General features: G+C 72.5%; 16 protein-coding genes. 12 read left to right on the forward strand and 4 right to left on the reverse strand.

All coding sequences use genetic code 11. From position 1 onward, the window contains the following. Positions 1 to 91: 91 nt before the first annotated feature. On the forward strand, positions 92 to 1,489 hold the full coding sequence (locus ABZ780_RS15350) for a DedA family protein (RefSeq protein ID WP_357011194.1): 1,398 nt from the start codon (positions 92 to 94) through the stop codon (positions 1,487 to 1,489). A 33-nt stretch (positions 1,490 to 1,522) separates the two neighbouring features. Next, positions 1,523 to 2,407 (forward strand): transglycosylase SLT domain-containing protein, encoded by an 885-nt coding sequence (locus ABZ780_RS15355; protein ID WP_357011196.1) that lies wholly within the window; start codon positions 1,523 to 1,525, stop codon positions 2,405 to 2,407. A 58-nt stretch (positions 2,408 to 2,465) separates the two neighbouring features. On the opposite strand, the gene ABZ780_RS15360 is transcribed toward ABZ780_RS15355, so the two are convergent. Next, positions 2,466 to 4,583, reverse strand: coding sequence for an efflux RND transporter permease subunit (locus ABZ780_RS15360; protein WP_357486382.1), 2,118 nt, complete (start codon positions 4,581 to 4,583; stop codon positions 2,466 to 2,468). A gap of 119 nt (positions 4,584 to 4,702) precedes the next feature. Here ABZ780_RS15360 and ABZ780_RS15365 point away from each other — a divergent pair, with 119 nt between their 5' ends. The 5 genes from ABZ780_RS15365 to ABZ780_RS15385 all read left to right on the forward strand — a co-directional run bounded on the left by ABZ780_RS15365 (position 4,703) and on the right by ABZ780_RS15385 (position 9,886). Next, positions 4,703 to 5,218, forward strand: coding sequence for a MarR family transcriptional regulator (locus ABZ780_RS15365; protein WP_357011241.1), 516 nt, complete (start codon positions 4,703 to 4,705; stop codon positions 5,216 to 5,218). A gap of 3 nt (positions 5,219 to 5,221) precedes the next feature. Beyond that, positions 5,222 to 6,892, forward strand: coding sequence for a CocE/NonD family hydrolase (locus tag ABZ780_RS15370; protein ID WP_357486384.1), 1,671 nt, complete (start codon positions 5,222 to 5,224; stop codon positions 6,890 to 6,892). A gap of 157 nt (positions 6,893 to 7,049) precedes the next feature. Beyond that, positions 7,050 to 7,928, forward strand: a complete 879-nt coding sequence (locus ABZ780_RS15375; protein WP_357486386.1) for a hypothetical protein — start codon at positions 7,050 to 7,052, stop codon at positions 7,926 to 7,928. 108 nt (positions 7,929 to 8,036) lie between these two features. Continuing rightward, a complete protein-coding gene (locus ABZ780_RS15380; protein ID WP_357011205.1) occupies positions 8,037 to 8,612 on the forward strand; it encodes a metalloregulator ArsR/SmtB family transcription factor in 576 nt (191 codons plus the stop codon). Then, positions 8,609 to 9,886, forward strand: a complete 1,278-nt coding sequence (locus tag ABZ780_RS15385) for an MFS transporter (protein WP_357011207.1) — start codon at positions 8,609 to 8,611, stop codon at positions 9,884 to 9,886. The genes ABZ780_RS15380 and ABZ780_RS15385 overlap by 4 nt, the downstream gene beginning before the upstream one ends. 48 nt (positions 9,887 to 9,934) lie before the next feature. On the opposite strand, the gene ABZ780_RS15390 is transcribed toward ABZ780_RS15385, so the two are convergent. Further along, on the reverse strand, positions 9,935 to 10,138 hold the full coding sequence (locus tag ABZ780_RS15390; RefSeq protein WP_007072071.1) for a cold-shock protein: 204 nt from the start codon (positions 10,136 to 10,138) through the stop codon (positions 9,935 to 9,937). A 181-nt stretch (positions 10,139 to 10,319) separates the two neighbouring features. Here ABZ780_RS15390 and ABZ780_RS15395 point away from each other — a divergent pair, with 181 nt between their 5' ends. Further along, positions 10,320 to 11,015, forward strand: coding sequence for a 50S ribosomal protein L11 methyltransferase (locus ABZ780_RS15395; protein ID WP_357011243.1), 696 nt, complete (start codon positions 10,320 to 10,322; stop codon positions 11,013 to 11,015). A 93-nt stretch (positions 11,016 to 11,108) separates the two neighbouring features. Next, entirely contained in the window at positions 11,109 to 11,711 is a 603-nt protein-coding gene (locus ABZ780_RS15400; protein ID WP_357011209.1) for a VTT domain-containing protein, read from the forward strand. Between the two features lie 30 nt (positions 11,712 to 11,741). Here the strand turns inward: ABZ780_RS15400 and ABZ780_RS15405 are convergent, their stop codons facing one another. Beyond that, on the reverse strand, positions 11,742 to 12,395 hold the full coding sequence (locus ABZ780_RS15405; protein WP_357011211.1) for an MBL fold metallo-hydrolase: 654 nt from the start codon (positions 12,393 to 12,395) through the stop codon (positions 11,742 to 11,744). Between the two features lie 7 nt (positions 12,396 to 12,402). Next, a complete protein-coding gene (locus tag ABZ780_RS15410; RefSeq protein WP_357011213.1) occupies positions 12,403 to 13,119 on the reverse strand; it encodes a maleylpyruvate isomerase family mycothiol-dependent enzyme in 717 nt (238 codons plus the stop codon). Between the two features lie 178 nt (positions 13,120 to 13,297). Between ABZ780_RS15410 and rsgA the strand changes: the two genes are divergently transcribed. The 3 genes from rsgA to ABZ780_RS15425 all read left to right on the forward strand — a co-directional run bounded on the left by rsgA (position 13,298) and on the right by ABZ780_RS15425 (position 18,225). Beyond that, a complete protein-coding gene (gene rsgA, locus ABZ780_RS15415; protein WP_357011215.1) occupies positions 13,298 to 14,368 on the forward strand; it encodes a ribosome small subunit-dependent GTPase A in 1,071 nt (356 codons plus the stop codon). A gap of 239 nt (positions 14,369 to 14,607) precedes the next feature. Further along, complete coding sequence (gene uvrA / locus ABZ780_RS15420) at positions 14,608 to 17,553, forward strand: excinuclease ABC subunit UvrA (RefSeq protein ID WP_357011217.1); 2,946 nt, start codon at positions 14,608 to 14,610, stop codon at positions 17,551 to 17,553. A 186-nt stretch (positions 17,554 to 17,739) separates the two neighbouring features. Then, on the forward strand, positions 17,740 to 18,225 hold the full coding sequence (locus ABZ780_RS15425) for a Rieske (2Fe-2S) protein (RefSeq protein ID WP_357011219.1): 486 nt from the start codon (positions 17,740 to 17,742) through the stop codon (positions 18,223 to 18,225). Positions 18,226 to 18,416 lie beyond the last annotated feature (191 nt).

Consider the following 18,416-nt stretch of genomic DNA (forward strand, 5'->3'; position numbering starts at 1 on the left):
GTCACCCCCAGGTGCCCCTGATCTATGGTGAAACTGCTGTCCGGGTCGTTACCCCGGCTGGCATGCTGGCTCCCGTGTCCCGGGGGCCTGAGTGCACGACCTGCTGACCGTGGTGCAGGGTCTGCCCACCCTGTGGATCTACCTGGTCGCCGCGCTCATCGTGGCGGGCGAAACCGCGGTGATCTTCGGCCTGCTGGTGCCGGGCGAGGCTACCCTGCTGCTCGTCGGCTTCCTCACCTACAACGGTACCTTGCGGCTCGGGCCGGCGTTGCTCGCGATGATCGCCGCGGCGGTGGTCGGCGACACGCTGGCGTTCCGCGCCGGTCGGCGGTACGGCCCGAAGTTGCGTGCCGGGCTGGGCCACCGGGTCGGGCCCGAGCGGTGGCGCCGGGCCGACACCATGCTCGCCCGGCTCGGTGGTCGGGGCGTGTTCGCGGCCCGCTGGGTGGCCTTCGCCCGCACCCTGGTTCCCCGGCTGGCCGGCTCGGCCGGCATGTCGTACCGGCGGTTCGCCCCGTGGAACCTGGCCGGCGTCATCACCTGGGTGGGCGGCTCCGTGCTGCTCGGTCATCTCGCCGGTGAGTCGTACGACACGGTCTCCCGGCTGCTCGGTCGGGCCACCGGCGCGGTGCTGGTGCTGCTGGCCGGGCTGCTGGGTGTGGTGCTCGCCGGGCGGTGGCTCGGTCGGAATCCCGACCCGGTGCGCGCCCTGCTGTCCCGGGCCGGGGCGTTGCCTCCGGTGCGCTGGCTCAGCGCCCGCTACGGGATCCTGTTCTTCCTGTTGGCCATGCGGATCGGGCCGGCCTGGACGCTGCTGCTCAACCTCGCCGCCGGGTTGCTGCTGCTCTTCGCCACCGGGTTCGCCATCGCCGGTCTGCTCGCCGTCGCGGTGGGCAACAGCGGGTTGGCCGCGCTGGACGGGGCGATCGCGAGCTGGTTCGCGGCCCGCCGGACGCCGGACGCGGCCGACGCCACCCTGATCGTGGTGTCCCTGGTGCGCGGGTGGGTGTTGATCGTGCTGGTGGCCCTGGTGGCGGCGGTGCTGGCGTGGCGCAATCGACCGTGGCGGGCGGATCTGCTCAGCGTGGTCGGCACGGTGGGCGCGTTCGTGCCGCTGGTGGTGTTGGCCGTGGTGGCCGAGTTGACCGGCTCGGCCGGCAACGAGACCCGGTTCCCGACGCAGAACGCGGTGGTCGCGGCAAGTTTTTGCACCCTGGCGTGGCTGGTGTCGCGCAGCGCCCACTGGCCGGTGGCGGTGACCGCGTGGACGGCCGCCGCCGCAGGCGTGCTGGGGGTCGGCGGCGCGCGGCTCTACCTCGGGTTGGACACGGCGAGCGGCACGGCGGCGGCGGTGCTGCTCGGTGTGCTGTGGACGGTGGTGTTCATGGTCGCCTGGGCCACCCGGGACCGGGCGATGGGCGATCGGGAGCAGCCGACCGACCCGGTGCGGCCACCGCAGGGGCCCCGACGACCGGTCGAACCTTGCTAAGTTGCGACGACTGTCACACGGGGGAGGAACGCAATGCGTGGACGGACCGCCCAAGTGGGTGCCGTGCTGCTCGCCGGGCTGCTGCTCGCCGGCACGGCGGCCGGCTGCGCCGACCGGGGGGAACGCCCGTCGGGCCAGGCCGCCCCCGTGTCGGTCACCGAGGAGCCGACCGTCGACCCGGTCGATGAGGCGATCGTCGAGCCGAGCCCGTCGGTGAGCGCCGTGGAGTCGATCGGCGTGGCGCCGAGCCGCAGCGCGTCAGCGTCCCCCACGCCGTCGAAGAAGCCGACCCGACCGAAGACCACGGCGCCGAAACCCCGCGCGGTGGCCAAGCCGCCGACCGAGACCCAGGTCCCGCCGGCGCCCCCGAAGCCCGCCCCGGTGTCCTGCAAGCCCTCGTACAAGGGCACCCAGGCCAGCCGGGCCGAGGCGAAGGCCGCGCTGGCCGACGCGGCGGCGCGCACCTACTGGCCGACCTCCGCACCGGACATCAAGGTCCCACTCAACCTGGTGAAGGCCACCGCGTGGCAGGAGAGCGGCTGGCAGTCCAACATCTACGCGTGCGACGGCGGCGTCGGGCTGATGCAGGTGATGCCGGGCACGGCGACCTGGATGAACCAGCGGTTCGAGCAGCGCTACGACATCGCCGACTACCGCGACAACGCGTACCTGGGCGCCAACTACCTGGCCTGGTTGACCAAGTACATCGGCGACATGTACTTCGAGTCCGACTTCCGACTCGACGCGGGCCTGTGCACCGCCGAGCTGGATTCCTGCCTGCTCAACGCGGTGATCGCGGCGTACAACTACGGGCACGGGGCGGTGGCGCGGAAGGGGGAGCCGCTGACCATCCCCAACCCGTCCTACGTGCGCAACGTGCGGGCGCTGATGACCGAGTGCGTCTGTCTGGACTACTGAGCGCGCGAACGGGGGCGGGGTCGGGTGGTCCCCGGCCTCGCCCCCGTCGCGTGGGCGGTCAGTCGCGTGCGGTCACCGGCTCCGGCGTGGTCTCTTCCCGTCGCGCGTCGATGCGCCCCGGCCACCAGAAGCGGTCGCCGAGCAGGAACGCCAGTGCCGGCACCAACACCGTGCGGACCAGCAGGGTGTCCAGGAGGACGCCGATGCAGACGATGATGCCGATCTGGGTCAGCGTGATCAGCGGCAGCACGCCGAGGACGGCGAACACCGCGGCGAGCAGCACTCCGGCGCTCGTGATGACACCGCCGGTGACGCGCAGCGCGGAGAGCATCCCGGCGCGGGTGCCGGCCGTGCGGGCGTCCTCCCGAGCCCGGGTGACCAGGAAGATGTTGTAGTCCACCCCGAGTGCCACCAGGAACACGAAGGCGAGCAGCAGCACGCCGCTGTCCAGAGCCGGGAAGTCCAGCACGTGGTCGAAGAGCAGCCACGCCGCACCGAGGCTGGCAAAGAACGACGCGATCACGGTGAGGACCAGCAGCACCGGCGCGAGCAGGCCCCGCAGCAGCAGCACGAGCACGGCGGCGACCAGCAGCAGGATGATCGGCAGGATGAGCCGCAGGTCCCGGTCGTTGGCCTCGTCGGAGTCGTAGGTGGCGGCCACGGAGCCACCGACGATCGCCCCGGACGGCGCATCCGCGCCCGGTGCGGCGGGCGGCGCGGAGTCGGGAACGGCGACCACTGCCTCGCGGAGCGCCTCGATCGCCCGGTCGGAGGCGGCGGTGCCGGGCTCCGCCTCCAGCACCACGTCGACCTGGGCGACAGCGTCACCGGCGTCGGAGGGGCGGGCGGAGGCCACGCCGGGCACGTCGGCGGCGACGTCGGTGACCGCCCGTACCGCCGCCGGGGTGGTGATCACGGTCACCGGTTGGGTGCTGCCGGCGGGGAAGGCCCGGGCCAGGGTCTGCGCACCGGTGACCGCCTCGGGCTGGGCCCGGAACTGCTCGGTCTCCGACAGGCCGGTGCGGATCCCCAGCCCACCCAGCGCCAGGCCGCCGAGCAGCACGATGGCGAGCACCGCGACGACCGCCGGGCGGCGTTCCACGGCGCTGCCGAGCCGGCCCCAGATCTTGCCTTCACGGGCCGGTCCGCCGACCCGGGGGACGAACGGCCAGAACAGGCCGCGACCGAAGAGCACCAGCACGGCGGGGAGCACGAACAGGGCCGAGGCCATGGCGAGGACCACACCCGTGGCGCAGGCCACCGCCAGTGCCCGGTTGGTCTCCTGCTCGCTGAGCAGCAGGGTCAGCACGCCGAGGACCACTGTCGAGCCGCTGGCCAGGATCGGCTCGGCGGTGCGGCGTAGTGCCGCGCGCATCGCGGCGAACCGGTCCTCCTCGCGTCGCAACTCCTCGCGGTAGCGGGCGATGAGCAGCAGCGCGTAGTTCGTGGCGGCGCCGAAGACCAGCACGCTGGCGATGCCCGTGACCTGGCCCGCCTGGAGGTGGATGCCGACGGCCGGGACGATCGTGTCCACCGCCCGCAGGGTGATCTGCTCGGTGGCGGCGACCACCACGAGCGGCACGATCCACAGGAACGGGCTGCGGTACGTGATGAGCAGCAGCACCGCGACCACGGCCGCGGTCACCGCGAGCAGGGTGATGTCGGCGCCGTCGAAGACCGAGGACAGGTCGGCGGTGAAGGCGGGGGAGCCGGTGACCTCGGCTTTCATTCCGTCCGGCAGGCCGGAGAGCGTGGCGCGCAGGTCATCGACCTTCGCGGTGACCGCCTCCTGACCACCGTCGGTGGTGACGGGCACGGCGAGCAGCGCGACAGAGCCGTCCGGGGAGACCTGCGGCGGGCTGACCTGCCCGCCCACGGCGAAGCGGGCCAGGTCGCCGGATCGGGCGGTGAGGGCGGCCCGGTCGGCCTCGCTCAACGCGCCGCCGTCGTCCCGGCTCACCACCACGATGGCGGGTTGGACCTCGCTGGACGGCAGTTGCTCCTGTAGGCGCTCCACCTGGGTCGACTGCCACTGCACCGAGAGGCCGGTAGCCGAGACCGGTTTGGGGTTGTCCGGCTGGGGCAGAGCGAAGACGACCACGCCGACGACGACGGCGACGGCCACAGTGATCCAGGCGGCCAACCGCCCGCGAGCGACCCTGGTGAACACAGACATCAGTTACCTTAGGTCCTTCGAAAGTCGAGTATCTTGATTACCGAGATTATCTAGGGCTACTCTAAGCTGCAACTCGGGAAACGAGATGGGGGTAGCGGCGCGACGTGGCAACTCACGGCATGTACCGGCGGCGGGACACACCCCGAGAGCGGCTCGTTGCCGAGATCACCACGGACCTCCGGCGGTACGCGGCGGACGCCCAGCAGGTTGGCCACGCCTTCGCCAACCTGCACGGGCTGAACCCCACCGACCTCCACGCCCTGATCGCGGTCATGGACGCCGAACTGCTCGGTGACCCGATCACCCCCGGGCGCCTCGGGGAGCATCTCAACCTCTCCTCCGGCTCCATCACCGCCCTGATCGACCGGCTGGAGCGGGCCGGGCACATCCGCCGCGACCGGGACACCGCCGACCGGCGCAAGGTGCTGCTGCACTACGCCGACCAGGGCGCCGCGCTGGCCATGGAGTTCTTCCGGCCCCTGGGCGCACGCACCGACACCGTGATGGACCGCTTCAGCGATGACGAGTTGCAAGTCGTGCACCGCTTCATGGTGGAGATGAGCGAATCGGTGCGGGCACACCGCGACATGGTCCGCGCCGCCCGACCCGAGCAGTCCCGCCGCCCGACGGGCTGACCGGTGCCGGGCCGGCTCGTCGCACGTCTCGCCGCCGCCGCGCTCCGGCTGCCGGTGACCCGGCCCGGCCCGGTACGGGTCACCCGCCACATCCCGGTACGGGTCCGCGACGGCGTGGTGCTGCGTACCGACCACTACGCGCCGGTCGACGAGAGCGCGCCGACCGTGTTGATCCGCACCCCGTACGGACGGGGTGGGCCGTTGCGGCTGCTCGGCCGGCTGCTCGCCGCGCGCGGCCAGCACGCGGTGATCCAGTCCTGCCGGGGCACCGGCGGCTCGGGTGGGACGTTCGCGCCGCTGGTGCACGAGCGCGACGACGGGGTGGACACCCTGGACTGGCTGCGCCGCCAGCCCTGGTGGTCCGGGGCGCTCGGCATGTTCGGGATCAGCTACCAGGGCTTCGCCCAGTGGGCGCTGGCCGACGACGCTGGCGACGACCTGCGCGCGATGGTCGCGGTGGTGACCGCCTCGACCACCCGGGACTCCACCTACGCGGGGGAGTCCTTCGCCCTGGACACCGTGCTGACCTGGGCGGAGTTGCTGCACGCGCAGACCGTGCCATGGCTGGCCCGCCAGTGGGAGCTCAAGCGCGGGCAGCCGCACCTGGCCGCCGGGCTGGAGCACCTGCCCCTGGCCGGGGCGGACCGGGTGGCGACCGGGGTCACCATCTCGTTCTTCCAGGAGTGGCTGCGTCACCACACCCCCGACGCCGCGTACTGGCGGACCCGGGTCTTCGCCGACCGGGTGGCCCGGGTGCGGGCGCCGGTGGTCATGGTCACCGGGTGGCACGACATCTTCCTGCCCGCCCAACTCGACGACCACGCCACCCTGCGCGCCGCCGGAGCCCGACCGCGTCTCGTGATCGGCCCGTGGACGCACGGCAGCCCCGGCCTGTTCGTGGCCGCCCTGCGGGAGGGGCTGACCTGGCTCGACGAGCACCTGAGCGCGGGCGGGCCCTCGCACCGTGGCGGATCGGCGCCGGTCCGGCTGTACGTGAGCGGCGCCGACGGCGGCTGGCGTGACCTGCCGGACTGGCCACCACCGGCCGTCGACACGGCCTGGCACCTGCACCCGGGCGGTGAACTGGCGGTACGCCCACCCGCACCCTCGGCGCCGGACGAGTTCCGCTACGACCCGGCCGATCCCACCCCGTCGCTCGGCGGGCCGCTGCTGGTCGCGCAGCGGGCCGGCCCGGTGGACAACCGGCGCGTCGAGGCCCGGCCCGACGTGCTGACCTACACCAGCGCGCCGCTGACCCGGCCGGTCGAGGTGATCGGCCCGGTACGCGCCGAGATCCACGTCCGCAGTGAGCTGTCGTACCTGGACGTCTTCGTTCGACTGTGCGACGTGGACCGACGCGGGCGCTCCTGGAACGTGTGCGACGGGTTGGTCCGGGTCGAGCCCGGGCGGTTCCCGGCCGACCCGTCCGGTGCGCTGCGGGTGCCGGTGCCGCTCTGGCCGACCGCGTACCGGTTCCGGGCCGGGCACCGGCTGCGCGTGCAGGTCTCCGGTGGCGCCCACCCGCGCTGGGCGCGCAACCCGGGCACCGGCGAGCCCCTCGGTACGGCGGTGACGCTGCGTGCCGGCTGGCGGCAGATCCTGCACGATCCCGAGCACCCCTCGGCGCTGCTGTTGCCGATCGTCCACACTGCCCCGGCGTCGCCTCCATTCTGAACAGACCGGCTCTGAGCTGGGCATTCGCCGAAAACGCGGGCTATGGTTGAGTCACGCCCGGCGCCGTGCACCAGTAGGCCGGGCTCGCCCGAAGCCCCGCGCCGTTTACGCGGTGTGACGTCGTGCCCGGCCCCCGCCTATCGGAAAGGGGGACCCCATGACCCGGGCCCCGGCTAACCTGTTGGCCGTCCGAAGCCTGCTCCTCACCCACCTGAACGTCGATCCGAACACCGTCCGCGCGGCCGACCTGGAGCCGGCGGAGGTCGGCATCGTCGGTGATCCGTCCCATCGTGGCGGCTACCACTGCGGATCGGACCGGGTGGTCACGAACGACTACTCGGTGGTGGAGTCGTCCCGGGACCGGACCGGCCTGACCCTCGACGCGGCGGCGCTGGACGTCGGCGGCTTCGAGGTCCGCTCCGGTGGCCGCACGCACACCCTGGCCAGCTTCTCGGCCTGGTGCGTGGGGGAGTGCCAGCGCAACGCGGCTGACACCCGGGACATCCGCGAGATCATCTACAGCCTCGACGGCAAGACCGTGAAGCGGTGGGACCGGCTCGGCAAGCGCAGCACGGGGGACGACTCGCACCGCTGGCACACCCATTTCAGCTTCTTCCGTGACGCCATCAAGGCGGGCCGCGACCAGCGGCCCCTGTTCCGCCGCTACCTCAGCTCCATCGGATTCCTGGAGGACGACATGACCCCCGAAGAGCACAACTGGCTGGCCACCGTCCACAAGAACCTCACCGTCCTCGACGGCCGCAACCCGATCGGGCAGGTCTACCTGCGGCTGGCGGAGGGTCGGGACGACACCGGGGCGCCGGTCACCGGCCACCCGAACCTCAAGAGCCTCGGCGTGCAGCTGACAGCGCTGCAGACGGCGCTCAACGCGTTGTCCGGCCGGGACTTCACCGACGAGCCGGCGATCGTGCAGGGGGTGCTGGCCGGGCTGACGCCGGAGAAGATCGCCGCGGCCATCCCGGCCACCATGGCCAAGCAGGTCGCCGACGAGTTGGCCCGCCGGCTCGTCGCCTGAGGGATGGGGTGGCCCGTCCCCGCCGGGCCACCCCTCTCCCACTCATCCGCAACGACACTTGAGCAATAAGTGTTGCACAAGTGTCGTTGCGGATGTGATGCTGGCGGCATGGAGAACCGCGACGTACGCCAGGTCACCGACTCGCGGGTGCTGGCCGCCATGTCCCACCCGCTGCGCCGACGACTGATGGACGTGCTCAAGGTGCACGGCCCGTCGACCGTCGGCCTGCTCGCCGACCGCACCGACCAGGCGCCCGCCAACGTCAGCCATCACCTCAAGGTGCTCGCCGCCGCCGACCTGGTCACCGAGGCCCCCGAACTCGCCCGGGACCGCCGCGAGCGGTGGTGGCAACTGGTCACGCGGGCGGTGCGCTGGTCCAACACCGACTTCGACGCCGACCCGGCCGCCCGGGCGGTCGCCGACGCCGCCACCTCGCTCAACCTGGACCGGCACGTCGCCCTGGCCCGGGCCTGGCACGCCGCCGACGAGTCGGCGCAGGCCGCCTGGGCCGACGGACCGTTCTCCACCGACCGCTGGCTGCACCTCACTCCCGAGGAACTGGCCGAGCTGAGCCGCGAGATCATCGACCTCCTGGCGCGCTGGGGCGACCGCGCCGTGCCCGACGACGGGGCCGAGCGTCAGCCGGTGTTCGTGTTCGCCTACGGCGTGCCGGCCCGGCCGTGACCGCCGCCACCCGCGCCGATCCGGGTCCGGTCCGGCCGCCCGGTGGGCTGCTGCGGCACCGGGACTTCCGGCTGCTCTGGGCCGGGCAGGCGGTCAGCAGCGTCGGCAGCAACGTCACCACTGTCGCGCTGCCGCTGGTCGCGGTGGCCGTCCTCGACGCCGACACCTTCCAGGTGGCGGTGCTCACCGCCGCCGCGTGGCTGCCCTGGCTGCTGATCGGCCTGCCGGCCGGCGCCTGGGTGGACCGGCTGCCCCGTCGACCGGTGATGGTGGTCTGCGACGTGGTCTGCGCGCTGGCGTTCCTCAGCGTGCCGCTTGTCGCCGTGGTCGGCCTGCTCACCGTCGGGCAGTTGCTCGTGGTGGCGGTCGTCGCCGGCACCGCGCGAGTCTTCTTCGAGACCGCCGACCAGGTGTACCTGCCGGTGTTGCTGCGACCCGAGCAACTGCCCGAGGGCAACGCAAAGCTGCAGGCCACCCAGACCGTGAGCTACGTCGCCGGACCCGGCCTCGCCGGTCTGATCGCCCAGCTCGCCGGTGCCGTCGTGGGGCTGTTGCTGAACGCGTTCACGTTCCTGCTCTCCGCCGTTTTCCTGCTGCGGATCCGCACCGTCGAGCCGCGCCCCGGCAGGCCGGACGCGTCCCGGTCGCTGCGACGGGACATCGTCGAGGGGCTGCGCTTCGTCGTCCGTGACCCGTACCTGCGGGTGCTGACGCTCTTCGGTGCGGCCAGCAACATCGGGCTGACCGGCTACCAGGCCATCCTGGTGGTCTTCCTGGTCCGCGAACTGGGGCTCGCGCCGGGCCTGGTGGGCCTGCTGGTCGCGGTGATGAGCGCAGGCGGAATCGTCGGCGCGCTGGTGGCCACCGTGCTGGGCCGGCGCTACGGCACCGCGCGGGCCCTGCTCATCGGGGCAGCACTCACCGGCCCGCCCGCCCTGCTCATCCCACTCGCCGCGCCCGGCCTCGGGCTGACCTGGCCGGCCCTCGGAGGACTGCTGATCGGCCTCGGTGTGGCCATCGGCAACGTGGTCAAGGCGAGCTTCCGGCAGAGATACACGCCGCACCAGGTGCTCGGCCGGGTGACGGTGAGCATGCAGCTGCTCAACTACGGCACCATCCCGCTGGCAGCCGTGCTGGCCGGCGCCCTCGGCGCGCGTTACGGCGCCGGGACGGCAATCAGCGTGATGACCGCCTGGTTGGCGCTCACCCCGCTGATCCTGCTGATAGGGCCGCTCCGGCGGCGGCGGGACCTGCCCGCCGCCCCGGCGTCTTGAGTGCGCTGCGACGGCGGCCGGAGACCGGCCGCCGTCACCGGCACGGAGCTACATCGGGCGGACGTTGTCCGCCTGCGGGCCCTTCTGCCCCTGGGTCACCTCGAACTCGACCTTCTGGCCCTCGTTGAGCTCCCGGTAGCCGCTCGTCGCGATGGCGGAGTAGTGGACGAACACGTCCGGCCCTCCACCGTCCTGCTCGATGAAGCCGAAGCCCTTTTCCGAGTTGAACCACTTAACCGTGCCGGTTGCCATGCATCTCTCCCTGTTCAAAGCGGCTGAACACCGACCTGTGGCCGATGATCGCCCGTACCTGTTCGACAGTAACGGGCGAAACCCCGTTCTGCCGGCCGAAGTGCCGTAGGTGTTTGTGCGATCTCGGGTGAACTCTGCGCGGCGGCACGTGAAACCCGCCCCGGTGACCCTCCGCTGGGGCATGCTTGCGCCGATGAGAGGTGCCACAGCCACCGCGCTGTCCGAGCTGGAGCGCGAGATCGACGCGCCCGGCGACGGCATGGACCGGCTGCGCCTGGTGCCCACCCCGTTCGTCCCGGAGGTACGCCTGTACCTGGCCGAGGACGCGATTGTCTGGTGGGCCCGGATGGAGGCGGCTGCCGGTCACCCCCTGCCCCCGCCCTACTGGGCCTCCGCCTGGCCCGGCGGCCAGGCCCTCGCCCGCCACCTGCTGGACCATCCCGAACTCGCCGCCGGCCGGCGGGTCCTCGACCTCGCCGCCGGCTCGGGGCTGGTGGCCATCGCCGCCGCGCTCGCCGGCGCGGCCCGGGTCGTCGCCAACGACATCGACCCGTACGCCGTCGCGGCCGTCACCGTCAACGCCCGCGCCAACCGGGTCGCCGTGGACGCCAGCGGCGACGACCTGCTCGACGGCGCCGACACCGAGGCGGACCTGGTGGTCGCCGGAGACGTCTTCTACAGCGGCGCCATGTCCGACCGGGTGCTGCCGTTCCTGCAACGGGTCGCCGCCGCCGGCGCCGACGTGCTCGTCGGCGACCCCGGGCGGGGGCACCTGCCGGCGGACCAGCTGACAGTGCTGGCCGACTACCCGGTCCCCACCACCGAACCGTCGGTGGACTCGTCGCTGCGCCACGTACAGGTGCTGCGACCCGCCTGACACCGTCTCAGGGTGACCCCTAGGCCGATACCAGGGCTCGGTGGGGTCGCTACCGGATGTCCACGATGGCCCGGCGGCCATAGCGTACGGCGTATGACGCAATGGCTGGCTCAGGTCGGAGAACTGCCCATCGGTGTGCTGATGGGTGCGCTCGGGCTGGTCATGGTCTTCGACGCCATCCCGCTGCTGGGCGTCCTCGTCCCCGGTGACGTGGCGATCCTGGCCGCGGTCGGGGTGGGCCGACCGGCCACCGGCCTGGCGACCTTCGCGGCGGTCCTGGCCGGCTGCCTGGTCGGCTGGTCGCTGAGCTTCCTGGTCGGCCGCCGGTACGCCGAACGCCTCCGCCACAGCCGGATCGGCAACTGGATCGGCGAGGCCCGCTGGAGTGCGGCGGAGGGCATCCTGCACCGCGGCGGCGGCCGGATGATGATGGTCGCGCCGTTCCTGCCGGTGTTCAACGCGCTGCTGCCCCTGGCCGCGGGCGGGCTACGGATGTCGTACCGGCGGTTCCTCGGCTGCGCGGCCCTCGGCGGCGCGGCCTGGGCCGGTCTCTACCTGGCGCTGGGCACCGTTTCCCGGTCGTTTGCCGAGCTGCTCCCGGGGGCGCCCAGCCCGCTGCTGGTCACCATGGCGGTCGGGCTGGTGCTGGCCACCGCCGTGCTGCTGGGCGCGCGGCGGCGGTTGCGCGCGGTCTGAGCCGCCTCGCCCGCCCGTCGTGGTGGGGGGTTACCAGCCTCGGGCGCGCCACTGGGGGAGGGCCGGGCGTTCTGCTCCCAGGGTGCTGTCCTTGCCGTGGCCCGGGTAGAACCAGGTCTCGTCCGGAAGCCGGTCGAACAACTTGTGCTCGACGTCATCGATCAGCGCGGCGAATCGCTGCTGGTCCTTGTCGGTGTTGCCGACGCCGCCCGGGAAGAGGCTGTCCCCGGTCCAGAGGTGCGGGGTGCCGTTCGGGTCGCGGTAGAGCAGGGCGATCGAGCCGGGCGTGTGCCCCTTGATGTGGATGACCTCCAGGGCGCGGTCACCGACCGACACGGTGTCGCCGTCGGCGAGGTGCTCCGCCTCGATCGGCAGCCCGGCGGCGTCGTCGGCGTGCACCAGAGCCCGCGCGCCGGTCTTGGCCACCACCTCCTCCAGCGCCACCCAGTGGTCCATGTGCTGGTGGGTGGTCACCACGGCGGTCAGCCCGCCGTCGCCGATCAGCTCCAGCAGCCGCGGCGCCTCGTTGGCGGCGTCGATGAGCACCTGGTCGCCCGTGCTGGTGCAGCGCAGCAGGTAGGCGTTGTTGTCCATCGGACCCACCGACAGCTTGCTGATGGTGAGCCCGTCCAGTTCCCGTACCGCTGGCGCGCCGCCCGAGGTGACGTCTCCGGTGTATGTCATGTGGTGTCTATATCCATTCCGGTGGAGTGGGCAGGGGGCCGTCCGGGGTGACGGCGAGCGCATGGCCGCCGTCCCGGCCGATCAGCCAGGCGGCCAGGTCGGGGGCGGGACCGGTGACGGTCGGTGCGCCGGCGCGGTCCCCGATGACCACCTCGTGGTGGCTGCCGTCGACGCGCAGCACCATCGACGGCGGTGCCGGCCCGTCGCCGTGATGGGTGGCCGCCTCGCGCAGCAGCCGGTGGGCGAACGTCTCCGACCAGTCGCCGGGCCGGTAGCTGGCGGCCAGGTCCAGGTGGTGCACCTCGATCTCGCGCAGGCGACCCCAGACGAGCAGGACGGCGGGCCACGGCCCTCGGCGCGCCTGCACCGTCGCCCCCCACGCCTCGGCCGGCATCGCCTCGACCGCCTCGGTGAACAGGTCCGCGGTGCGCCGCAGGTCGTCCAGGTGCTCGGCGGCCGGCCGGCCCGCTCCAGCCTCGATGTCCGCCGTCCGGGCCGCCAGCGAGGCGTACATCGGCAGCGGCTCACCGGTGCGGGCCGCGGTGAGCAGGTTGACGAAACCGTCCGCGTTGCGGGCCAGGTGGGCCAGAACGTGACCGCGCGACCAGCCCGGCAGCAGCGACGCCGCGGCCAGGTCGGCGGCGTCGAAGGAGGCGGCGGTACGCAGCAGCCGGCTGGTGGCCGCGTCCACCTCGCCCATCAGCAGCAGCGGGTCCGTGGTCACGCGTCGACCCTAGCGGTCCGCTGACGCGCCGTCGTCGGGGAAATCGCTTTCGGCGCGTCGGCCCGCGCCCTACCGTCGGCGCCATACGCGGCACCGGGGCGTCGGATGGAGGTGGTGTTCATGCCGGACGTGGCACGCGTGTTCCGCCATCACCAGCTTCGACACCGATGAGGATGCCATGACGATCGATCTGACCGCCCTCGGCTGGGACGCCGACCGCGCGGCCTACGCCGCCCGGCGTGGCGAGCACCACCCGGGCCGGGTGGCCCGGGTGGACCGGGGAGTCTGCACGGTGCTCACCGCCGCCGGCCCGGTCCGGGCCAGCCTCGGCCCGGCGGTGCTCACCGCCGCCGCCCAGGATCCCTCCGCGCTGCCCTGCGCCGGCGACTGGGTGCTGCTCACGCACTGGCCGGACCGCCGGACCACCGTGGCGACCGTGCTGCCCCGGCGGGCCGCGCTGATCCGCCGTACCGCGGGCAAGGACGCCAGCGGCCAGGTGCTGGCCGCCAACCTCGACGCCGCCGCGGTGGTCGAGCCGGTGCACCCGGAGCCGGACGTCGGCCGCATCGAGCGGCTGCTCTCGCTGGCCCACGAGTCCGGCGCGCGGCCGCTCGTGGTGCTGACCAAGGCCGACCTCGCGGCCGACCCCGCCGCGCTGGCCCGCCAGATCGCCGAGGTGGCGCCCGGGGTGCCGGTGCTGCCGGTCAGCGCGGAGCGTGGCGTCGGGCTGGACCCGCTGCGCGCCGAGGTCGCGCCGGGTCGCACGCTGGGCCTGCTCGGGCCGTCCGGCGCCGGCAAGTCGAGCCTGGTCAACGCCCTCGCCGGGGCCGTGATGATGCCGACACAGGCGATCCGTCGGGTCGACGGCAAGGGTCGGCACACCACCACCTGGCGGGCCCTGGTGCCGATCCCGGGCGGCGGCGCGGTGATCGACACGCCCGGCGTGCGGGCGGTCGGCCTGCTCGACGGCGCCGCCGGGTTGGACCGGGCGTTCGCCGACATCGCCGGGCTGGCCGAGGGCTGCCGGTACGCCGACTGCGGGCACGACGGCGAGCCCGCCTGCGCGGTCCGCGACGCGCTGCGCACCGGGGAGTTGTCCCCCCGGCGGTGGGAGAGTTGGCGGCGACTGCAGGGGGAGGTGGCCCACGAGAGCCGGCGGCGGGAGGCGCGGCTGGCCGCCGAGCGGCGCGGTGGCTGGCGCGGGGCCCGGCGCAGGGCAGCCCGGCCGCCGTCGCCCGGGGGCTACTGACCGGCACGATCGTCGGGCGGCTGGTCGATGCGCCGACCGGCTGGTCGGCGCGGCCGACCGGGCTGAGCTGGGGGAATGTGCGGGCGAGGGAAACTGTCGTACCTCGGGGCTAGAGTTGCCGAGGCGTGTTTTCCGCGCCCGCACGACCGCTCAGAACCACCGCTCCGAACCACCGCTCCGAACCATCGCAGAGCGGGACAGATCCCTCCGCTTCACCTTCACCCGGGAGTACACGTACCGTGGCCGACCGACTCATCATCCGTGGCGCGCGCGAGCACAACCTGCGTGACGTCAGTCTCGACCTGCCCCGGGACGCACTGATCGTGTTCACCGGGCTGTCCGGGTCGGGCAAGTCGAGCCTGGCCTTCGACACGATCTTCGCCGAGGGCCAGCGGCGCTACGTGGAGTCGCTCTCGTCGTACGCCCGGCAGTTCCTCGGCCAGATGGACAAGCCCGACGTCGACTTCATCGAGGGGCTGAGCCCGGCCGTCTCGATCGACCAGAAGTCCACCTCGCGCAACCCACGCTCGACCGTCGGCACCATCACCGAGGTCTACGACTACCTGCGCCTTCTCTTCGCCCGCATCGGCGAGCCACACTGCCCGGTCTGCGGTGAGCGGATCTCCCGGCAGAGCCCGCAGCAGATCGTCGACCGGGTCCTCGCGATGGCCGAGGGCACCAAGTTCATGGTGCTCGCCCCGGTCATCCGCGGCCGCAAGGGCGAGTACGTCGACCTCTTCGCCGAACTGCAGGCCAAGGGCTACGCCCGGGCCCGGGTCGACGGCGTGGTGCACCCGCTGACCGAGCCACCGAAGCTCAAGAAGCAGGAGAAGCACACCATCGAGGTGGTGATCGACCGGCTCACCGTCAAGCCGAGCGCCAAGCAGCGGCTGACCGACTCGGTCGAGGCCGCCCTGGGCCTGTCCAGCGGCCTGGTGCTGCTCGACTTCGTCGACCTTCCGGAGGACGACCCGGACCGGGAGCGCCGCTACTCCGAGCACCTGGCCTGCCCCAACGACCACCCGCTCGCCATCGAGGATCTGGAGCCCCGGGTCTTCTCCTTCAACGCGCCGTACGGCGCCTGCCCGGAGTGCACCGGTCTGGGCACCAAGAAGGAGGTCGACCCGGAGCTGCTGGTGCCCGACCCGGAGCGCAGCCTGCGCGAGGGTGCCATCCAGCCGTGGTCCACCGGGCACAACCTCGAATACTTCCTGCGGCTGCTGGAGGCGCTCGGCGAGGCCCAGCACTTCGACGTCGACACCCCGTGGCGGGCGTTGCCGGCCCGCGCGCAGAAGACGATCCTGCACGGCTCCGACGACCAGGTGCACGTGCGCTACCGCAACAAGTACGGCCGTGAGCGCTCCTACTACACCGGCTTCGAGGGCGTGGTGCAGTGGATCGAGCGCCGGCACTCCGACACCGAGTCCGAGTGGTCCCGCGACAAGTACGAGGGCTACATGCGCGACGTGCCGTGCGCGGCCTGCGGTGGAGCCCGGCTCAAGCCCGAGGTGCTCGCGGTCACCCTGGCCGGCAAGAGCATCGCCGAGGTCTGCAACCTCTCCGTCGGGGACTGCGCCGACCTGCTCGCCGGCATCGAGCTGACCGACCGGCAGAAGATGATCGCCGAGCGGGTCCTCAAGGAGATCAACGCCCGGCTGCGGTTCCTGCTCGACGTCGGCCTGGACTACCTCTCCCTGGACCGGCCGGCCGGCACCCTGTCCGGTGGTGAGGCGCAGCGCATCCGGCTCGCCACCCAGATCGGCTCCGGCCTGGTGGGCGTGCTCTACGTGCTCGACGAGCCGTCGATCGGGCTGCACCAGCGCGACAACCACCGGCTGATCGAAACCCTGATCCGGCTGCGGGGGCTGGGCAACACGCTGATCGTGGTGGAGCACGACGAGGACACGATCCGCACCGCCGACTGGATCGTCGACATCGGGCCCGGGGCCGGCGAGCACGGCGGCAAGATCGTGCACAGCGGTTCGGTGCCTGCGCTGCTGAAGAACAAGGAGTCGATCACCGGGGCGTACCTGTCCCGGCGACGGTCGATCCCGACGCCGACCGGCCGCCGCGCGCAGGACCCGGGCCGCGAGTTGGTGGTGCACGGCGCGCGGGAGCACAACCTGCGCAACCTGACCGTCGGGTTCCCGCTCGGCCAGTTGATCGCCGTCACCGGCGTCAGCGGCTCGGGCAAGTCGACGCTGGTCAACGACATCCTGTACGCGGTCCTGGCCAACCAGATCAACGGCGCCCGGCTGGTGCCCGGCCGGCACACCCGGGTCTCCGGTCTGGAGCACGTGGACAAGGTCGTCGGCGTGGACCAGTCGCCGATCGGCCGGACGCCGCGCTCCAACCCGGCCACCTACACCGGGGTCTGGGACCACGTCCGCAAGCTCTTCGCCGAGACCACCGAGGCCAAGGTCCGGGGGTACGGGCCGGGCCGGTTCTCGTTCAACGTCAAGGGCGGCCGCTGCGAGGCCTGCTCCGGTGACGGCACCATCAAGATCGAGATGAACTTCCTGCCCGACGTGTACGTCCCCTGCGAGGTCTGCAAGGGCGCCCGGTACAACCGGGAGACCCTCGAGGTGCACTACAAGGGCAAGACCGTCTCGGACGTGCTGGAGATGCCGATCGAGGAGGCCGCCGAGTTCTTCTCCGCCATCCCGGCCATCCACCGGCACCTCAAGACGCTTGTCGACGTCGGCCTGGGCTACGTCCGCCTCGGCCAGCCCGCGCCGACGCTGTCCGGCGGTGAGGCGCAGCGGGTCAAGCTCGCCTCCGAGCTGCAGAAGCGCTCCACCGGTCGGACGGTCTACGTGCTCGACGAGCCGACCACCGGCCTGCACTTCGAGGACATCCGCAAGCTGCTGATGGTGTTGGAGGGGCTCGTCGACAAGGGCAACACGGTGATCACCATCGAGCACAACCTCGACGTGATCAAGACGGCCGACTGGCTGATCGACATGGGCCCGGAGGGTGGGCACCGAGGTGGCACGGTGCTCGCCACCGGCACCCCGGAAGAGGTCGCCGAGGTGCCCGAGAGCCACACCGGTCAGTTCCTGCGCGGGGTCCTCAAGCTCGACGGCGAGGCCAAGGGCGCGGCGGCCGCCTCCACCCGCGCCGCCAAGGCCAACGGCGTCACCAAGGCGCGGGCCAGCCGCAAGGTGGCAGCCGGCGCACGCTGACCCCGACAGCCGGGGCGGGTCCGAACCCTTTCGTGTACGCCGAGTGGGCGTGGGCGAGCCGGTTCGGCCCGCCCCGTCTCATTTCCTGGTCGGCCAGATGCCGGGGTGAACCGTCCGGCACAGTTGCCCGTGTGGAGAAGTGTGGCCGGCTTTGGACCGGCCCAGCGGGCTACAGAGAGGCGAGGCATGAGTGACGATCAGGCGCTGACCGGTCCGGGTATGCAGACCCGTCGGGCTCTGCTCACCGGTGTCGGAGCGGCCGGCGCGGCCGTCGTCCTGGCTGCCTGCGGCAGCGACGACACCGGTGACGGCGCCGCCGCCCCGACCAGCGGTGGCCCGCCGGTGCCCAGCACCGGTGACGCTGGCGGCGGCAATCGGCAGGACGCCCAGTCGCTGGCCACCACGGCCGACATCCCGGTCGGTGGCGGCAAGATCCTCGCCGCCGAGGGCGTGGTGATCACCCAGCCGACCGCCGGGCAGTTCAAGGGCTTCAGCCCGATCTGTACGCACCAGACCTGCCCGGTGTCGAACATCGACGGCGGCACCATCAACTGCACCTGCCACGGCAGCAGGTTCTCGATCGAGGACGGCTCGGTGAAGGCCGGCCCGGCCACCAAGCCGCTGCCCTCCAAGGAGATCAAGGTCACCGGGGACCAGATCTCGCTGGCCTGAGCGCTGGGCCTCGCCCCGTTGGCGCGTATCCGATGATGGGGGTTGGCGCCGCAGGTTGATCGACTCGCGTCCGGGACGTCGGGGTGTCGGCCGACACCCCGACGTGACCCAAAAACGCCTTGAAAGATGCCACGACCTGGGGGGTCGCGGGGGCGGGGAAGCCGAGGGGGGGGGGCTATCTGAACGTGGAG

The sequence above is a fragment of the Micromonospora sp. NPDC047467 genome (assembly GCF_040643095.1).
GTDB lineage: Bacteria > Actinomycetota > Actinomycetes > Mycobacteriales > Micromonosporaceae > Micromonospora.